At 70.9% G+C, this 15,047-nt stretch carries 16 protein-coding genes; 10 read left to right on the top strand and 6 right to left on the bottom strand.

Annotated features, from left to right (window positions below; all coding sequences use genetic code 11):
- Positions 1-14: 14 nt before the first annotated feature.
- Positions 15-1,028, top strand: a complete 1,014-nt coding sequence (locus OG734_RS06360; protein ID WP_330286476.1) for a multicopper oxidase domain-containing protein — start codon at positions 15-17, stop codon at positions 1,026-1,028.
- A gap of 76 nt (positions 1,029-1,104) precedes the next feature.
- The gene (locus OG734_RS06355; protein WP_330286475.1) at positions 1,105-2,139 is read left to right on the top strand and encodes a LacI family DNA-binding transcriptional regulator; all 1,035 of its coding nucleotides are present in this window, start codon (positions 1,105-1,107) and stop codon (positions 2,137-2,139) included.
- Positions 2,140-2,293: 154 nt separating this feature from the next.
- On the opposite strand, the gene OG734_RS06350 is transcribed toward OG734_RS06355, so the two are convergent.
- Positions 2,294-3,088 (bottom strand): VOC family protein, encoded by a 795-nt coding sequence (locus tag OG734_RS06350; RefSeq protein WP_330286474.1) that lies wholly within the window; start codon positions 3,086-3,088, stop codon positions 2,294-2,296.
- Between the two features lie 313 nt (positions 3,089-3,401).
- On the opposite strand from OG734_RS06350, the gene OG734_RS06345 reads away from it, so the two are divergent.
- Positions 3,402-3,656, top strand: coding sequence for a WhiB family transcriptional regulator (locus OG734_RS06345; protein WP_330286473.1), 255 nt, complete (start codon positions 3,402-3,404; stop codon positions 3,654-3,656).
- An 87-nt stretch (positions 3,657-3,743) separates the two neighbouring features.
- Positions 3,744-3,902: a hypothetical protein gene (locus OG734_RS06340; RefSeq protein WP_330286472.1), complete on the top strand. Its 159-nt coding sequence runs from the start codon at positions 3,744-3,746 to the stop codon at positions 3,900-3,902.
- An 18-nt stretch (positions 3,903-3,920) separates the two neighbouring features.
- On the opposite strand, the gene OG734_RS06335 is transcribed toward OG734_RS06340, so the two are convergent.
- The 4 genes from OG734_RS06335 to OG734_RS06320 all read right to left on the bottom strand — a co-directional run bounded on the left by OG734_RS06335 (position 3,921) and on the right by OG734_RS06320 (position 8,312).
- Positions 3,921-4,898: an acyl-ACP desaturase gene (locus OG734_RS06335; RefSeq protein ID WP_330286471.1), complete on the bottom strand. Its 978-nt coding sequence runs from the start codon at positions 4,896-4,898 to the stop codon at positions 3,921-3,923.
- A gap of 200 nt (positions 4,899-5,098) precedes the next feature.
- The gene (gene ddaH / locus OG734_RS06330; RefSeq protein WP_330286470.1) at positions 5,099-5,875 is read right to left on the bottom strand and encodes a dimethylargininase; all 777 of its coding nucleotides are present in this window, start codon (positions 5,873-5,875) and stop codon (positions 5,099-5,101) included.
- 105 nt (positions 5,876-5,980) lie between these two features.
- Positions 5,981-7,597 (bottom strand): ABC-F family ATP-binding cassette domain-containing protein, encoded by a 1,617-nt coding sequence (locus tag OG734_RS06325; protein ID WP_330286469.1) that lies wholly within the window; start codon positions 7,595-7,597, stop codon positions 5,981-5,983.
- A 298-nt stretch (positions 7,598-7,895) separates the two neighbouring features.
- Complete coding sequence (locus OG734_RS06320) at positions 7,896-8,312, bottom strand: SsgA family sporulation/cell division regulator (RefSeq protein ID WP_330286468.1); 417 nt, start codon at positions 8,310-8,312, stop codon at positions 7,896-7,898.
- Positions 8,313-8,510: 198 nt separating this feature from the next.
- Here OG734_RS06320 and OG734_RS06315 point away from each other — a divergent pair, with 198 nt between their 5' ends.
- From OG734_RS06315 to mmpA, 4 genes are all read left to right on the top strand, one after another.
- Positions 8,511-9,596: a WD40/YVTN/BNR-like repeat-containing protein gene (locus tag OG734_RS06315; RefSeq protein ID WP_330286467.1), complete on the top strand. Its 1,086-nt coding sequence runs from the start codon at positions 8,511-8,513 to the stop codon at positions 9,594-9,596.
- A gap of 64 nt (positions 9,597-9,660) precedes the next feature.
- Positions 9,661-9,987 carry a plasmid stabilization protein gene (locus OG734_RS06310; protein ID WP_330286466.1) on the top strand — a complete coding sequence of 109 codons (327 nt, stop codon included), beginning with the start codon at positions 9,661-9,663 and terminating at the stop codon, positions 9,985-9,987.
- Positions 9,988-10,214: 227 nt separating this feature from the next.
- On the top strand, positions 10,215-10,910 hold the full coding sequence (locus OG734_RS06305) for an endonuclease V (protein ID WP_330293583.1): 696 nt from the start codon (positions 10,215-10,217) through the stop codon (positions 10,908-10,910).
- 131 nt (positions 10,911-11,041) lie between these two features.
- Entirely contained in the window at positions 11,042-11,188 is a 147-nt protein-coding gene (mmpA, locus tag OG734_RS06300) for a morphogenic membrane protein MmpA (protein ID WP_203690270.1), read from the top strand.
- Positions 11,189-11,228: 40 nt separating this feature from the next.
- Here mmpA and OG734_RS06295 read toward each other — a convergent pair whose 3' ends face one another.
- Positions 11,229-12,416, bottom strand: coding sequence for a saccharopine dehydrogenase family protein (locus OG734_RS06295; protein ID WP_330286465.1), 1,188 nt, complete (start codon positions 12,414-12,416; stop codon positions 11,229-11,231).
- A gap of 219 nt (positions 12,417-12,635) precedes the next feature.
- On the opposite strand from OG734_RS06295, the gene OG734_RS06290 reads away from it, so the two are divergent.
- Positions 12,636-13,772, top strand: a complete 1,137-nt coding sequence (locus OG734_RS06290; RefSeq protein WP_330286464.1) for a CaiB/BaiF CoA transferase family protein — start codon at positions 12,636-12,638, stop codon at positions 13,770-13,772.
- A 46-nt stretch (positions 13,773-13,818) separates the two neighbouring features.
- On the top strand, positions 13,819-15,033 hold the full coding sequence (locus tag OG734_RS06285) for an acetyl-CoA C-acetyltransferase (RefSeq protein WP_330286463.1): 1,215 nt from the start codon (positions 13,819-13,821) through the stop codon (positions 15,031-15,033).
- Positions 15,034-15,047 lie beyond the last annotated feature (14 nt).

Here is a 15,047-nt window from a genome sequence, read left to right as displayed (position 1 = left end):
GTGGGGAGTTCGGCATGGACAGACGTGACTTCAACCGGCGGGTGCTGCTGGGCGGCGCGGCCGTCGCGACATCGTTGTCGGTCGCTCCGGAGGCCGGCGGTGCGACCGCCGCGACCTCCGCAACCGCCGCACTCGCAAAGACGGCTCCGGCCGGCGGCGAGGTGCGGCACATCCAGCTGTACGCCGAGCGGCTCGCCGACGGGCAGATGGGCTACGGCTTCGCGAAGGGTACGGCGTCGGTTCCCGGCCCCCTGATCGAGCTGAACGAGGGCGACACGGCGCACATCACCCTGGAGAACACGACGGACGTGGCCGTGAGTCTGCACGTCCACGGCATGGACTACGAGATCTCCAGCGACGGCACGAAACTGACCCGCAGTGACGTCGAACCCGGCGGCACCCGGACCTACACCTGGCGCACCCACGCCCCGGGCCGCCGTGCGGACGGGACCTGGCGGGCGGGCAGCGCGGGCTACTGGCACTACCACGACCATGTCGTCGGCACCGAACACGGCACCGGCGGCATCCGCAAGGGCCTCTACGGCCCGGTGATCGTCCGGCGCAAGGGGGACATCCTCCCGGACACCACCTACACGATCGTCTTCAACGACATGACGATCAACAACAGGCCCGGCCATCAGAGTCCCGACTTCGAGGCCACTGTGGGGGACCGCGTCGAGTTCGTGATGATCACCCACGGTGAGTACTACCACACCTTCCATATGCACGGTCACCGCTGGGCGGACAACCGAACCGGCCTGCTCACCGGCCCCGACGACCCCAGCCAGGTCGTCGACAACAAGATCGTGGGCCCGGCGGACTCCTTCGGTTTCCAGGTGATCGCGGGGGAGGGGGTCGGGGCGGGCGCGTGGATGTACCACTGCCATGTGCAGAGCCACTCGGACATGGGGATGGCGGGGCTGTTCCTGGTGCGGAGGACGGACGGGACGATTCCCGGGTACGAGCCGCACGGTGCTGCGGGTGCTGCGGGGAGGGCGGGGGAGTCGCAGTCGTCGCACGAGCACTGACGAGGCCCCGAGAGCGCTCTCATCCGGTGCGGGCCGGGACTATCCTGATCGGCAACCGCCGATGAGGAGCCCCGAAGTGACCGAGACCGCGTCGCGTCCCACCCTGGAGGCCGTGGCCGCGCGGGCGGGGGTCTCCCGGGCCACCGCGTCGCGCGTGGTCAACGGTGGGGACGGCGTGCGCGAACCGCTCGTCGAGCGGGTCAGGCAGGCCGTCGAGGAACTCGGGTACGTGCCCAACCAGGCGGCCCGCTCCCTGGTCACCAGACGGCACGACGCCGTCGCCGTCGTCATCGCCGAACCGGAGACCCGGGTCTTCGCCGACCCCTTCTTCGCCCTCCAACTCCGGGGGATCAGTAAGGAGTTGACCGCTCACGACTCCCAACTCGTGCTGCTGCTCACCGAAGGTCGCGACGACCACTCCCGCGTCGGCCGGTATCTCGCCGGCGGGCATGTCGACGGCGCCCTCGTCTTCTCCCTGCACCTGGACGACCCGCTGCCCGGCCTGGTCCAGCGCGCAGGCATTCCCACCGTGTTCGGCGGCCGCCCAGGCTGGAGCGACGGCACCCACGACGCCGTGTACGTCGACAGCGACAACCGGGGCGGCGCCCGGACGGCCGTACGGCATCTCGTCGCCCTGGGGCGGACGCGGATCGCGCACATCACGGGCCCCCTCGACCAGACCTCTGCCGCGGACCGGCGTGACGGGTTCCTGGACGTCGTGCCCGACGCCGACCCACGACTGATCGTCGAGAGCGACTTCACCCCGGCGGGCGGGGAACGCGCGATGCGTGAACTCCTCGACCGGTGCCCGGACCTGGACGCCGTGTTCGCCGCCAACGACCTCAGCGCCTCGGGCGCCCTGCGGGTCCTGCGCGAAGGCGGCCGGCGCGTGCCCGAGGACGTCGCCGTGGTCGGCTTCGACGACATGCTGCCGGTCGCCGAACAGGCCGACCCGCCGCTCACCACGGTCCGTCAGGACATCGAGGAGATGGGCAGGCTGATGGCCCGCCTGCTGCTGGGTGCGGTTGCCCCCGGCGGCGAGGGTGGTCGGGCGGGCGCGCCGTCCAGCGTGGTCCTGTCGACCACGCTGGTTCGTCGCGCCTCGGCGTAGCCCTCCGCGGGGGTAGGCGGTTCGTTTGCCGCGGGCCGGTGGGGCTGGTCGCTCCCCCACTCTCGGCTTCGCTCGAGCGGGGGGACCCCCATCGCGGCGGAGCCGCGCAATGACACAGCCCCGCGCCCCTTCGGGGCGCTTCTCGCCCCCTCCCTTACATCTGTGCCGGTGCGCTCTTGATCACCGCGAAGCGTGCCCCGTACGGGTCGGCGAGCTTGGCGATGCGGCCGACGCCCTCCACGTCCGTGGCCGGCATCCGGACCTGCCCGCCGCGTTCCTGGGCCGTGGCGACCGTCGCGTCGGTGTCGGTCACCTCGAAATAGGGCAGCCAGTACGGAGTGGTCTCCGTGCCCGTCGGGTCGTCGGCCACGTCGATGACTCCGCCGAACATCCCGTCCTCCCCCTCACCCGCCGGGTTCACGCATGTGTACGAGCCGCCAGGGAACGGCACCGCCGAGGTCTCCAGGCCCAGCACCGTGCCGTAGAACGCGGCGGCCTTCGGTACGTCCGTCGTGTAGAGCTCCACCCAGCACAGGGAGGCAGGGTCGCCGGCCACTTCGAGGCCCTTGATCCGGGCGGGCTGCCACAGCCCGAAGACGGCGCCCGCGGTGTCCGTGAGGATGGCCATGCGGCCGGCGTCCATGACGTCCATGGCCGGCATCGGCGCGCCGCCCCCGGCCTGCTCGGCGGCCTTGACGGTGGCGTCGACGTCCGGGGTCTGGAAGGACACCGTCCAGGACGGCGGACCCCCCTGCTCCTCCGTCATCTGCATGCCGCCCGCAGTGGTTTTCCCGCCCAGCTGGAAGAAGCCGTACCCGCCGGCTTCGGCGCCCGCCGACCGGAAGTCCCAGCCGAAGAGCGCACGGTAGAAGGCGGTGGCACCCTCGATGTCGGGGGTGCCGAGATCGATCCAGTTCGGAGCGCCGGTGACGAAACGGGTGGTGAGCATCGTTGCCCTCCTCTGTGGGCCCCGTCCTCGGTGAGGGACCCGTTGCCTGTTCTGCCGAGTCTTGCACCGCCCACTGACAATTGCTGCCGGACAGGCCATGAGGGCGCGGGCGCCGGAGGCGGTCACCCTGGGTGAGGGAGAAGACGCGCCTTGTTCCAGGACACTCCGCGCGCCGCCGTGCGCTCGCGCACCCGGCCGGAGCATCATCGGGCGACCGGTGAGAGTTACCCGGGCCGCGAGACTGGCGCGACCGGTACCCGGCGTTGATCGGACGTTGAGCGAACGTTTTTCGCCGCCCGGCACGATCTCACCCATGCACTACGAGACGATCACCCCGATGGACAGCGCCTGGCAGGCGCAGGCCCTGTGCGCGGAGACCGGGGCAGACTTCTTCTTTCCCGAGCCGGGCAGCTCGGTGCGTGAGGCGAAGCGCATCTGCGGGATGTGCGAGATGCGCCCCGCCTGCCTGGAGTACGCGCTCAGCAACGACGAACGGTTCGGCGTCTGGGGCGGCCTCTCCGAGAAGGAGCGGCTCAACCTCCGGCGCACCTCCCACCCGTCCCGCTGACCGTTCAGACGGTAGTTCCCGTACTCCGACCGGAACAGGAGGGCGACGCCGGCGCACTGCTGGCCGAGGTCGGCCGGCTGACCGCCCATGGAGGCCATGCCGAAGGGCTGCTCGCGTCGCTCTCACGGGGCGCTGGGCGGCCGTACGACGGGGCCGCGCCCTGGCGTGAGGCTGAAAGCACTGCGCCGCCACCCCGTGGCCGACGTGCGGGACGCGGCGCTGGACGAGGTGACGGCGTACGAGTGAGTGGTGTTCCGGAGCGGATCAGCCGGCGGCGCGGGCCGCCATGCGGGCCTTGCGGGCCGCGAGCTTCTCGTCGAACTTGGAGGCCTCCGCGTCCAGGCCACCCATGTACATGCCCAGTTCCTCCTGGGCCTGGAGACCCTCGCCACTGAGGTCGCTCATGTCCATGACCTTCAGGTGCCGCAGGACGGGCTGGAGGACGTCGTCGTGGTGGATGCGCATGTTGTAGACCTCGCCGATCGCCATCTGCGCGGCGGCCCGCTCGAAGCCGGGCATGCCGTGACCGGGCATGCGGAAGTTGACGATCACGTCCCGGACCGCCTGCATGGTCAGGTCGGGCGCGAGTTCGAAGGCGGCCTTCAGCAGGTTCCGGTAGAACACCATGTGGAGGTTCTCGTCGGTCGCGATGCGGGCCAGCATGCGGTCGCAGACCGGGTCGCCGGACTGGTGGCCGGTGTTGCGGTGCGAGACACGGGTGGCCAGCTCCTGGAAGGCGACGTACGCCACCGAGTGCAGCATCGAGTGCCGGTTGTCCGACTCGAAGCCCTCGGCCATGTGCTGCATACGGAACTCTTCGAGCTTGTCCGGGTCGACGGCGCGGGAGGCGAGCAGGTAGTCGCGCATCACGATGCCGTGCCGGCCCTCCTCCGCCGTCCAGCGGTGCACCCAGGTGCCCCAGGCGCCGTCACGGCCGAACAGGCTGGCGATCTCGTGGTGGTAGCTGGGGAGGTTGTCCTCGGTGAGGAGGTTGACGACCAAAGCGATCCGGCCGAGCTCGGTGACCTTGGACTGCTCCTTGCCCCAGGCCTCGCCGTCCTCGAAGATGCCGGGGAAGTTGCGCGCGTCGCTCCACGGCACGTACTCGTGCGGCATCCAGTCCTTGGCGACCTTCAGATGCCGGTTGAGTTCGGTCTCGACCACTTCTTCCAGGGCGTACAGCAGCCGGGCGTCGGTCCAGGCGCCGGACGGGCTGCCGATGTGCGGAGAAGTGATCGTCATGAATGCTCCAGAATGACGTTGCGAGCGGGTGAGCGGACTGCCGATAACCAACCTACGGCATCGTAGGCTACGTTCCCGTAGGTTACGCGACCGTAGGTTAAGGGTGTTGTAAAGATCGCTGATCAGCGGATTCGTACCAGAATGCGGTAAGGCTCCGGACTCGCAGGTCCCGGGGCCGAACGGGTACCGCGATCGCCCGGTCAGACGTACAGCTCCCGCAGCCGCACCGAGAGGCATGTCACACAGCCTTCGAGCTTCTCGAACTCGCTGATGTCGACGAGCACCGGCTCATGGCCGAGATCGGCGAGCAACTCGGCCGTCTTCGGCGCACTCGCCGCCATCAGCAGCTTCCCGCCGTCCAGCAGCACCACGTGCGCCCCGGACTCCTCCGGCACCGGCAGGAAGCGCGGGAAGAGGGACGGAGTGTCCACCAGCGGCGCGTGCCCGATGACGGTCCCGTCCGGCAGCGCGGTGACCGCCGACTTCAGATGCAGCACACTGCTCACCGGCACGGCCACGACCCGGGCGCCGAGCGGCTCGAACACGGCCTTGAGCTGCTGCACCCCGGCGGCGTTCGTCCGCCCGCCCCGCCCGACGTAGATCGTGTCGCCGACCTTGAGGACGTCACCGCCCTCCAGGGTGCCCGGCTCCCAGACCCAGTTCACCGAGCAGCCGAGCCGGGCCACCGCCTCCTCGACGCCGCCGGTCTCCGCGCGCCGGGACTCGGCGCCGGGCCGCGCGATCAGCGCGACGTTCCGGTAGACGACCACCGCGTCCTCGACGAACACCGAGTCCGGGCAGTCGTCCGCCGGATCCACCTCGACGGTCTCCCAGCCGTGCGTGCGCAGCGCCTCCGCGTACGCCTCCCACTGTTGGCCGGCGAGGTCGGCGTCGATCTCCTCGCGCTCGATGTGCGTGACGAGGCCCTCGGCCAGGCGCGGGCTGGGGCGGCGTATGAGGGCCTTCTTGCTGGGCACGAGTGGAACTCCGTCTCGGAAGGGGGTGTCCGCGCACATCATGCAGGGCGGGCCCCGCGGACAAAAGCCCCGGAGGTCAGACCGGGGCCCGAACCCCTCTGCCGATCACTCCACCTCCTCCGGCGCGATCTCCCTCAGTTCCCCGTCCAGCAGCAGCCATCGGGTGATCCCGATCGACTCCAGGAACGGCAGGTCGTGGCTGGCCACGATCAGTGCGCCCTCGTACGAGTCCAGGGCTGTCGTGAGCTGTCGTGCGCTCGCCATGTCCAGGTTGTTGGTCGGCTCGTCCAGCATCAGGAGCTGGGGTGCCGGCTCCGCCAGCATCAGGGCGGCCAGGGCGGCGCGGAAACGCTCGCCGCCCGACAGGGTCGCCGCCTGCTGGTCGGCGCGGGCACCCCGGAACAGGAAGCGGGCCAGCCGGGCGCGGACCCGGTTGTTGGTGGCGCCCGGCGAGAACCGGGCCACGTTCTCGGCGACCGTGAGCTCGTCGTCGAGCACATCGAGCCGCTGAGGCAGGAAACGCAGCGGCACGTGCGCGCGTGTCTCCCCGGAGACCGGTGCCAGGTCCCCCGCGATCGTCCGCAGCAGGGTCGTCTTGCCCGCCCCGTTGCGCCCGATCAGCGCGACCCGCTCGGGCCCGCGCAGGTCGAAGGAGCCCGCGCTCGCTCCGTACGCCAACTCCAGGTCCAGGAGCGTGAGTACGGTACGGCCCGGCGGTACGGCCGTGTACGGCAGGTCGACGCGGATCTCGTCGTCGTCCCGTACGGCGTCCACGGCCTCGTCGAGCCGTTCCTTCGCGCCGGCGAGCCGCTCCTCGTGCATGATGCGGTGCTTGCCCGCCGACTCCTGGGCGGACCGTTTGCGTGCCCCCATGACGATCTTCGGCTCGCGCTTCTGCTCGAACATCTTCTGCCCGTATTTCTTGCGGCGGGCCAACTTGACCTGGGCGTCGACCAGTTCGCGCTTCTGCTTCTTCAGGTCGGCCTCAGCGACGCGCACCATGCGCTCGGCCGCCTCCTGTTCGGTGGCGAGCGCCTCCTCGTACGCCGAGAAGTTGCCGCCGTACCAGGTGACCTCTCCGGAGCGCAGATCGGCGATCTGGTCGACCAGGTCCAGGAGTTCGCGGTCGTGGCTGACCACGATCAGCACGCCGGGCCAGGAGGAGACGGCCGTGTAGAGGCGTCGGCGTGCGTACAGGTCCAGGTTGTTGGTCGGCTCGTCCAGCAGGAGCACGTCCGGTCGGTCGAGGAGCAGCGCGGCCAGCCGCAGGAGGACCGCCTCGCCGCCCGAGACCTCGCCGACCGTGCGGTCCAGATCGATGTGGCCGAGCCCGAGTTCGCCGAGTGTGACGAGGGCGCGTTCCTCGACGTCCCAGTCGTCGCCGATCGTCTCGAAGTGCTTCTCGGCCACGTCACCCGCCTCGATGGCGTGCAGCGCGGCCCGTTGGGCCGAGATGCCGAGTACCTCCTCGACGCGCAGGGCGGTGTCGAGGGTGACGGTCTGCGGGAGGTAGCCGATGTCGCCCGCGACTCGGACGGTGCCGTCGGCGGGCGGCAACTGACCGGCGATCAGTTTCAACAGGGTCGATTTTCCTGATCCGTTGACACCGACGAGCCCGGTGCGGCCGGGGCCGAAGGCGGCGTCGAGGCCCTCGAAGACGGCGGTGCCGTCGGGCCAGGCGAAGGACAGGGAGGTGACGGAGATGGAGGTGGTGGCTGACATGCGGCCTCGCGGTTGCTTGATTCGGTCGGGGCAAACGCGTGTCGAGACACCGACGGGCGGCGGAAGAATCCTGGTGGCACGAGAAAGGCCCTGCTCCGGAGGGAGGAACGGACGGCTCGAACACCGAGGTCGCACGCTACGCAGACACACCACTGGAGGGTGTGGGGCGCGGTGTCTCAGGACCTCAGTAGAGCAACGTCCTTCTCCAATCGACGGCAACAGGACCGCTGCAAGCGTAGGAAGAGGCGTTTCAGGCTGTCAAAGGATTAAAAAGGGGGCTGTCACAGGGCGGGGGCTGTCACAGGGCGTCGCGCATCAGCTCCGCGAGGTCGCGGTCCAGGTCCGTCTGGAGATGCTCCAGGCCGACCGGCACCAGCTCGGTGGTGGCCGCGAGGAAGTGCCGCAGCTCGCCCGAGCGGACATGCACGACCGCGGTGCCTTCCGGGGCGTGGAACTCCAGGACCGTGCGGTCGTAGCCGTACGGCCGCACGCGTACGTCGCCATGGCCCTGCGCCTGGAGCATGCCGTCCGCGAGGAGTTCGCGGGCGAAGGTCCAGCGAACCTCCACGCCCTCCAGAGTGGCCGGCGCGGGGAAGGTCATCCGGACGGCGAACGGGTCGGTCCGGTCGTAGGTGAGGGTCGCGGGAATGCTCGTCATCCGCGGTGCGGCGGCGACGAGACGGGCCTCTACGAGCTGCTCGATGACGGTGGACAACGGCTTGCTCCCTTGTGACGGTTGGCCGGACTGTGGGATGGAACGGTCCGCACACTGAGAGAGACGCTGGAATGAGCCAAACAGTGCACCTGAATTTCGAGTGACCTCTGTCACCGAGTTCATTCGCTGCTACCTTCGCCCGCCATGAGGATCATGGGGATGCAGCGACAGAACAGGCGTACGAGTCGGACGAGGCGAATGGTGACGGCAGGCGCGTACGCGGCGGCGCTCGCCGCCGTGGCCGCCGGACTGGCCGCACCCGCGCAGGCGTTCGAGGGGGCGGGCGCCGTCTCCGGGGTCGGACATCGCACGCCGCACTGGGCGCCGAAGGACAGCGGCGCCACCGACGTCCGCTTCCGGGGACTGTCCGCCGTCAGCCGGAACACCGCCTGGGTCGCCGGCACCCAGGGCACCGTACTGCGCACCACCGACGGCGGAGCGAGCTGGCGAAACGTCTCTCCGCCGGGCGCGGCCGAGCTCCAGTTCCGGGACATCGAGGCGTTCGACGCCCGTCGCGCCGTGGTTCTGGCCATCGGCGAGGGCGAGGCGTCCCGCGTCTACCGCACCGACGACGGCGGCCGGACCTGGACCGAGTCCTTCCGCAACACCGACGCCAGGGCCTTCTACGACTGCCTCACCTTCTTCGACAGCCGTCATGGCCTCGCGATGAGCGACCCGGTGGACGGCAAGTTCCGCATCCTCTCCACCAGCGACGGCGGACGCTCCTGGAAGGTGCTGCCCAGCGACGGCATGCCGGCCGCGCTGGAGGGTGAGGCGGGCTTCGCGGCGAGCGGACAGTGCCTGGTCAGCTCGGGGCCACGTGACGTGTGGCTGGCCACGGGAGGGGGTGCACGCGCGCGCGTGCTGCACTCCGCCGACCGCGGGCTCACCTGGAGGGCCACCGACACCCCGATACCGGCGGGCGACCCGGCCCGCGGCGTCTTCGCGCTCGCCTTCCGCGACCGCACGCACGGACTGGCGGTCGGCGGCGACTACGGCGCCGACCAGGCCTCACCACAGGCGGCGGCGGTCACCGCGGACGGCGGTCGCACCTGGACGACGGCTGCCGCGTCCCCGCCCGCATACCGCTCAGGCGTCGCCTGGCTCCCGTACAGCCGCACGGCGGCGCTCGCGGTCGGCCCGACCGGCACGGACCTCACCACGGACGCCGGGCGCACCTGGAAGACCGTCGACACGGGCTCGTACGACACCGTGGACTGCACCACCGACCTGGGCTGCTGGGCCGCTGGCGAGAAGGGGCGGGTGGCACGGCTCGAATCGTGAGGCATGGGTACCCGTTCACCGATCAAGCCCGAGAGGACAGCGCGAGCGAAGGAAGTGAACGGTCATGCCACGCGGTGCGAGCCCGAAACGGGAACGTCAGTACGAGCACATCAAGGACAGTGCGCTGGACCGGGGCGAGAGCGAGAAGCGCGCCGAGGAGATCGCCGCGCGGACCGTCAACAAGGAACGCGCCCGGTCCGGCGAGTCCAAGACCGCCAGCCGTACCTCCCTCCAGGACATGTCGTCCAGCAAGCGTGGTGGTCAGCGCTCGCACCAGGGAGCCCAGGGGCCGACGTACGACCAGCTCTACGAGGAGGCCAAGAAGCGGAACGTCCACGGCCGCTCGGACATGAACAAGTCGCAGCTGAAGAAGGCCCTCGGCGACAAGTGACCCAGGGCCTGTCCGGCGGATCAGGTCGGAGGGCAGCTGCGGCGCCAAATGAGCGGCGTGAGCGGGGCTTGGTGCGTGCAGATGCAAGGCGGAGGCGGGCGTCGACGTGATGGGGGTTCCCTCTGGGAGAGCGCGTGCCAAGCCCCGCGTCTCCAGCATGATCCGCCGGACAGGCCCTACGGCGGGAGGCCGGTGAGCCGGCCCGTACGCTCGGCGTCACCATGAAGATGACGACGGCGACCGTACCCATTCCGGCAGGCTGGCCCGCGACCGAGGAGCGGGCCCGTGCGGTCCAGGACGAGCTGCGGCTGCGGGTCGTCCTGGACGAGCCGGGACCGCCGCCAGGGACAGGGCATGTCACGGGTGTCGATGTCGCCTACGACGACGAGCGGGACCTCGTCGTGGCCGCCGCCGTCGTCCTGGACGCGGCGACCCTAGACGTCGTCGCCGAGGCCACGGCCGTCGGGCGGGTCCCCTTCCCGTATGTGCCCGGCCTGCTCGCGTTCCGCGAGATCCCGGCCGTCCTGGCGGCCCTGGAGGCGCTGCCCGTCCCGCCTGGCCTCGTCGTCTGCGACGGCTACGGCCTGGCCCACCCACGCCGCTTCGGCCTCGCCAGCCACCTCGGTGTCCTCACCGGCCTCCCCACGATCGGCGTCGCGAAGAACCCGTTCACCTTCGCGTACGAGGAGCCGGGCACCCGGCGCGGATCGGCGTCCCCGCTGCTGGCGGGCGTGGAGGAGGTCGGCCGGGCCGTGCGCACCCGGGACGCGGTCAAGCCGGTGTTCGTGTCTGTCGGCCACCGCACCGCCCTCGACACGGCCTGCGCCCACACCCTGGCGCTCACCCCGGAATACCGCCTCCCGGAGACGACCCGCCGGGCGGACGCCCTGTGCAGACGGGCCCTGAAGGAAGCGACCGCCTGACTCCGCGACCGTCTGAAGGAAACGACCGCCCGAGGTGATCAGGTGATCCGGTGGTCAAGTGATCATCTGAGTACGTGTTCTGAGTACCTGTACGGATGTCGGCGGGCCGGAGCTGTCGGCAGGCTGTGCCCATGACCACGCACCGAGCCCCGAAGCCCGTCGCCAGCCCCGCCCAGCCCGTCGAGCGCGCCGTCACGGCCGCACTGATCGTCGCCGTACTGGCGGGACTCGCCTGGATCGTCGGCATGATCTACACGGTCACGGGCTGGGCCCAGTAAGCCTCCGGGAGTCCCCGGGAGCTTCTGGCGACCCGACCGGTCACCTGCCGGCCGCGACCCGGAACGTGATTCCCGCCTTGCGCAGGCGTTCGATCAGCGCGTCGCCCATCGCCACGGCGGTGGTGACCTGTCCGGCCGTCGCCGGGAGGTCGTCGAAGGCCAGGGAGAGCGCCGACTCGGCGAACATCTTCGCCGTCTCGTCGTAGCCGGGGTCGCCGCCCGCGACCTCCGTGAACACCCGCTGTCCGCCGCCCTCGCCCACGAACCGCACCGAGAACCAGCTCTTGGCGCGCCGCTCCGCGCTCGGCCCGTCACCCGGCTGCAGCCGCCCGGACAACCAGCGCCGCGCGGGCGGCAGTTGGGCCGCCGCGAACACCGCACCGGCGGCGGCGACCCCGCCCATCGCGAAGGGCAGCCGCCGTACCGCCGCGTAATGGCGGTATCGGAAATCCGGCCCGTACCGTTCCAGCGCACGCGCCGAACGCACCACGACCTGCGGGTCGATGGTGGGCAGCGGCAGCGCCCAGGCGTCGACCTCCCGGGCGTACCGGGGCGGGCCCGCAGGGGCGGTCGCCCGGCGGCCCAGCAGTCGCGGCTCGTGGCGCCGGCGGTCGCGGGCGGCGGCCAGCATCTGCGGTCCCCGGGAGAACTGGTTGAGCGCGGAGGCGAAGGTGCCGCCTGAGAACGTCGCGTCGGTGCGCACGAACCCGTCCACGGTCAGCGGCACCCCTTCGGGCAGTTGGGCGACGGTGAAGTACGCGCCGAGGTCGTGCGGAATCGAGTCGAAACCGCAGGCGTGCACCAGCCGGGCGCCGGTCTCCCGCGCGCGTGTGTCGTGCCGGACGTAGGTCAGGTCGACGAACTCGGGCTCACCGCTGAGATCGAGATAGTCGGTGCCGGCGTCCGCGCAGGCGGCGACGAGTTCCTCGCCGTACGTCAGATAGGGGCCCACCGTCGTGGCCAGCACGCGCGTGTGCCCGGCGAGCGCGCGCAGCGAGGCCGGATCGGCCACGTCCGCCTCCAGCACCCCGACCTCGGCGGCCTTGCCGACGCCCGCGAGGCGCTCCCGCAGCCGCTCCAGCTTGTCCGTACTGCGGCCGGCGACCGCCCAGCGCAGACCGTCGGGCGCGTGCGCGGCGAGGTACTCGGCGGTGAGCGTGCCGACGAAGCCTGTGGCTCCGAACAGCACGATGTCGTACGGGCGTTCCATCCTGCTCGGCCTGCTCATGACACCCCTCGTTGTGCGTCCCGCGCCGTTGTCGGTGGTCGAGGCTAGCGTGAGGGGGAGTGGAGTCGTGCGGCCGGTCGTTGTCCGGAACGGGTCGGCTTGGCCAAGCGCTTGCTTAATTTGTGCCCGGTGAAACCTTGTGCGGAGTGGAAGGCATTCCTAGCATCGCTGGTGTCACGTCGATTGTCGGTTGTGTCACGGGAGTGGGGGCTGGGCTCGATGTCAGTGGCGGAGACGGCAGGAAGCGGCCCGCTCACCGGAGTGCGGGTGGTCGAGCTTGCGGGCATCGGACCCGGACCGTTCGCCGCCATGCTCCTCGCCGACCTGGGCGCCGACGTGGTCCGGGTGGACCGGCCCGGAGGCACAGGCCTCGCCATCGACCCCGAGTACGACGTGACGAACCGCAACAAACGGTCGGTGATCGTCGACCTCAAGGCACCCGACGGCCCCGCCCGCGTCCTCGACCTGGCCGCCCGCGCCGACATCCTGGTCGAGGGCTACCGCCCCGGCGTCGCCGAGCGCCTCGGTGTCGGACCCGAGACGTGCCACGCCCGCAACCCGAGGCTCGTCTACGGCCGGATGACGGGCTGGGGCCAGGATGGTCCGCTCGCCCGCCGCGCCGGGCACGACATCGCCTACCTCGCCCCGACCGGCACCCTCGGCCTGATCGGCAGCCCGCAGGCACCGCCGCCCGCCCCGGCCAACCTCCTCGGCGACTACGCGGGCGGTTCCCTCTACCTCGTCGTCGGCGTTCTCGCCGCCCTCCACCACGCGCGCGCGACAGGCGTGGGCCAGGTCGTGGACGCCGCGATCGTCGACGGCGCCGCCCACCTCGCCACGATGATCCACGGCATGCTCGCGGCGGGCGGCTGGCAGGACCGGCGCGGCGCCAACCTCCTCGACGGGGGCTGCCCGTACTACGGGACGTACGAGACCGCAGACGGCCGGTACATGGCGGTCGGCGCGCTGGAACCGCAGTTCTACCAGGAGTTCCTGGATCTGCTGGGCATCCCGGAACACTCCGCCGCCCGCAAGGACATCGCTCGCTGGAACGATCTGCGCGAGGCCGTCACCGCCCGCTTCAAAGCCCGTACCAGGGACGAGTGGACGGCCGTCTTCGAGGGCTCCGACGCCTGCGTGGCGCCCGTCCTCTCGCTGCGCGAGGCCCCGCACCACCCGCACCTGGCCGCCCGCGGCACCTTCACCGACCACGGCGGCATCACCCAGCCGGCCCCCGCGCCCCGCTTCTCCGTCACCCACACGTCGATCCACAGCGGCCCCGCCCAGCCCGGCGCCGACACGGCGGACGTGGCGCGCGACTGGGATGTGCCCCGACTCCTGCAGGATGGCGGCTGACCTCGGTCGACGCCCGCTCGCCCAACCCTCCCCGAAAGGCCCACCAGTGAGCACCGAAGCGTATGTGTACGACGCGATCCGCACCCCGCGCGGGCGCGGCAAGGCGAGCGGAGCCCTGCACGGCACCAAGCCCGTCGACCTCGTCGTCGGCCTCATCCACGAGATCAGGAACCGCTTCCCGGACCTTGACCCGGCCGCGATCGACGACATCGTGCTGGGCGTCGTCGGACCGGTCGGCGACCAGGGTTCCGACATCGCACGGGTCGCCGCGGTCGTCGCCGGGCTGCCCGACACCGTGGCCGGCGTCCAGGAGAACCGCTTCTGTGCGTCGGGCCTCGAGGCCGTCAACATGGCCGCCGCCAAGGTGCGTTCGGGCTGGGAGGACCTTGTCCTCGCGGGCGGCGTCGAGTCGATGTCCCGGGTGCCGATGGCCTCGGACGGCGGCGCCTGGTTCAACGACCCGATGACCAACCTCGCCGTCAACTTCGTGCCGCAGGGCATCGGCGCCGACCTCATCGCCACCATCGAGGGCTTCTCACGGCGCGACGTCGACGAGTACGCGGCCCTGTCCCAGGAGCGGGCGGCGACGGCGTGGAAGGCGGGTCGCTTCGAGCGGTCCCTCGTCCCGGTGAAGGACAGGAACGGCCTTGTCGTCCTCGACCACGACGAACACCTGCGTCCCGGCACCACGGCCGACTCCCTCGCCGGGCTGAAGCCGTCGTTCGCCGACATCGGCGACCTGGGCGGCTTCGACGCCGTGGCGCTCCAGACGTACCACTGGGTGGAGAAGATCGACCACGTCCACCACGCGGGCAACTCCTCCGGCATCGTGGACGGTGCCTCGCTGGTCGCCATCGGCTCCAGGGAGGTCGGCGAGCGCTACGGGCTGCGTCCGCGCGCGCGGATCGTCTCCGCGGCCGTGTCCGGCTCCGAGCCCACCATCATGCTCACGGGCCCGGCGCCCGCCACCCGCAAGGCACTCGCCAAGGCGGGGCTGACCATCGACGACATCGACCTCGTCGAGATCAACGAGGCGTTCGCGGCCGTCGTCCTGCGCTTCGCCCAGGACATGGGCCTGTCCCTCGACAAGATCAACGTCAACGGCGGCGCCATCGCGCTCGGCCACCCGCTGGGCGCCACCGGCGCGATGATCCTCGGCACACTGATCGACGAACTGGAGCGTCAGGACAAGCGCTACGGCCTCGCCACGCTGTGCGTGGGCGGCGGCATGGGCATCGCGACGATCGTCGAACGGGTCTGAACTCCCGGCGGAAC

This window comes from Streptomyces sp. NBC_00576 (assembly GCF_036345175.1).
GTDB lineage: Bacteria > Actinomycetota > Actinomycetes > Streptomycetales > Streptomycetaceae > Streptomyces.
Note: the sequence above shows the minus strand (reverse complement) of the source record. Positions and strands in the feature narration are given on the sequence as shown.

What these genes read in the sequence shown, in the direction of transcription:
- OG734_RS06295 (WP_330286465.1), bottom strand. Translation starts at nt 12,416, where the DNA reads ATGAGCAGGCCGAGCAGGATGGAACGCCCGTACGACATCGTGCTGTTC.
- OG734_RS06340 (WP_330286472.1), top strand. Translation starts at nt 3,744, where the DNA reads ATGGAGGCCATGCCGAAGGGCTGCTCGCGTCGCTCTCACGGGGCGCTG.
- OG734_RS06290 (WP_330286464.1), top strand. Translation starts at nt 12,636, where the DNA reads ATGTCAGTGGCGGAGACGGCAGGAAGCGGCCCGCTCACCGGAGTGCGG.
- OG734_RS06360 (WP_330286476.1), top strand. Translation starts at nt 15, where the DNA reads ATGGACAGACGTGACTTCAACCGGCGGGTGCTGCTGGGCGGCGCGGCC.
- OG734_RS06315 (WP_330286467.1), top strand. Translation starts at nt 8,511, where the DNA reads ATGGTGACGGCAGGCGCGTACGCGGCGGCGCTCGCCGCCGTGGCCGCC.
- OG734_RS06335 (WP_330286471.1), bottom strand. Translation starts at nt 4,898, where the DNA reads ATGACGATCACTTCTCCGCACATCGGCAGCCCGTCCGGCGCCTGGACC.
- OG734_RS06305 (WP_330293583.1), top strand. Translation starts at nt 10,215, where the DNA reads ATGACGACGGCGACCGTACCCATTCCGGCAGGCTGGCCCGCGACCGAG.
- OG734_RS06310 (WP_330286466.1), top strand. Translation starts at nt 9,661, where the DNA reads ATGCCACGCGGTGCGAGCCCGAAACGGGAACGTCAGTACGAGCACATC.
- OG734_RS06325 (WP_330286469.1), bottom strand. Translation starts at nt 7,597, where the DNA reads ATGTCAGCCACCACCTCCATCTCCGTCACCTCCCTGTCCTTCGCCTGG.
- OG734_RS06350 (WP_330286474.1), bottom strand. Translation starts at nt 3,088, where the DNA reads ATGCTCACCACCCGTTTCGTCACCGGCGCTCCGAACTGGATCGATCTC.
- mmpA (WP_203690270.1), top strand. Translation starts at nt 11,042, where the DNA reads ATGACCACGCACCGAGCCCCGAAGCCCGTCGCCAGCCCCGCCCAGCCC.
- OG734_RS06345 (WP_330286473.1), top strand. Translation starts at nt 3,402, where the DNA reads ATGCACTACGAGACGATCACCCCGATGGACAGCGCCTGGCAGGCGCAG.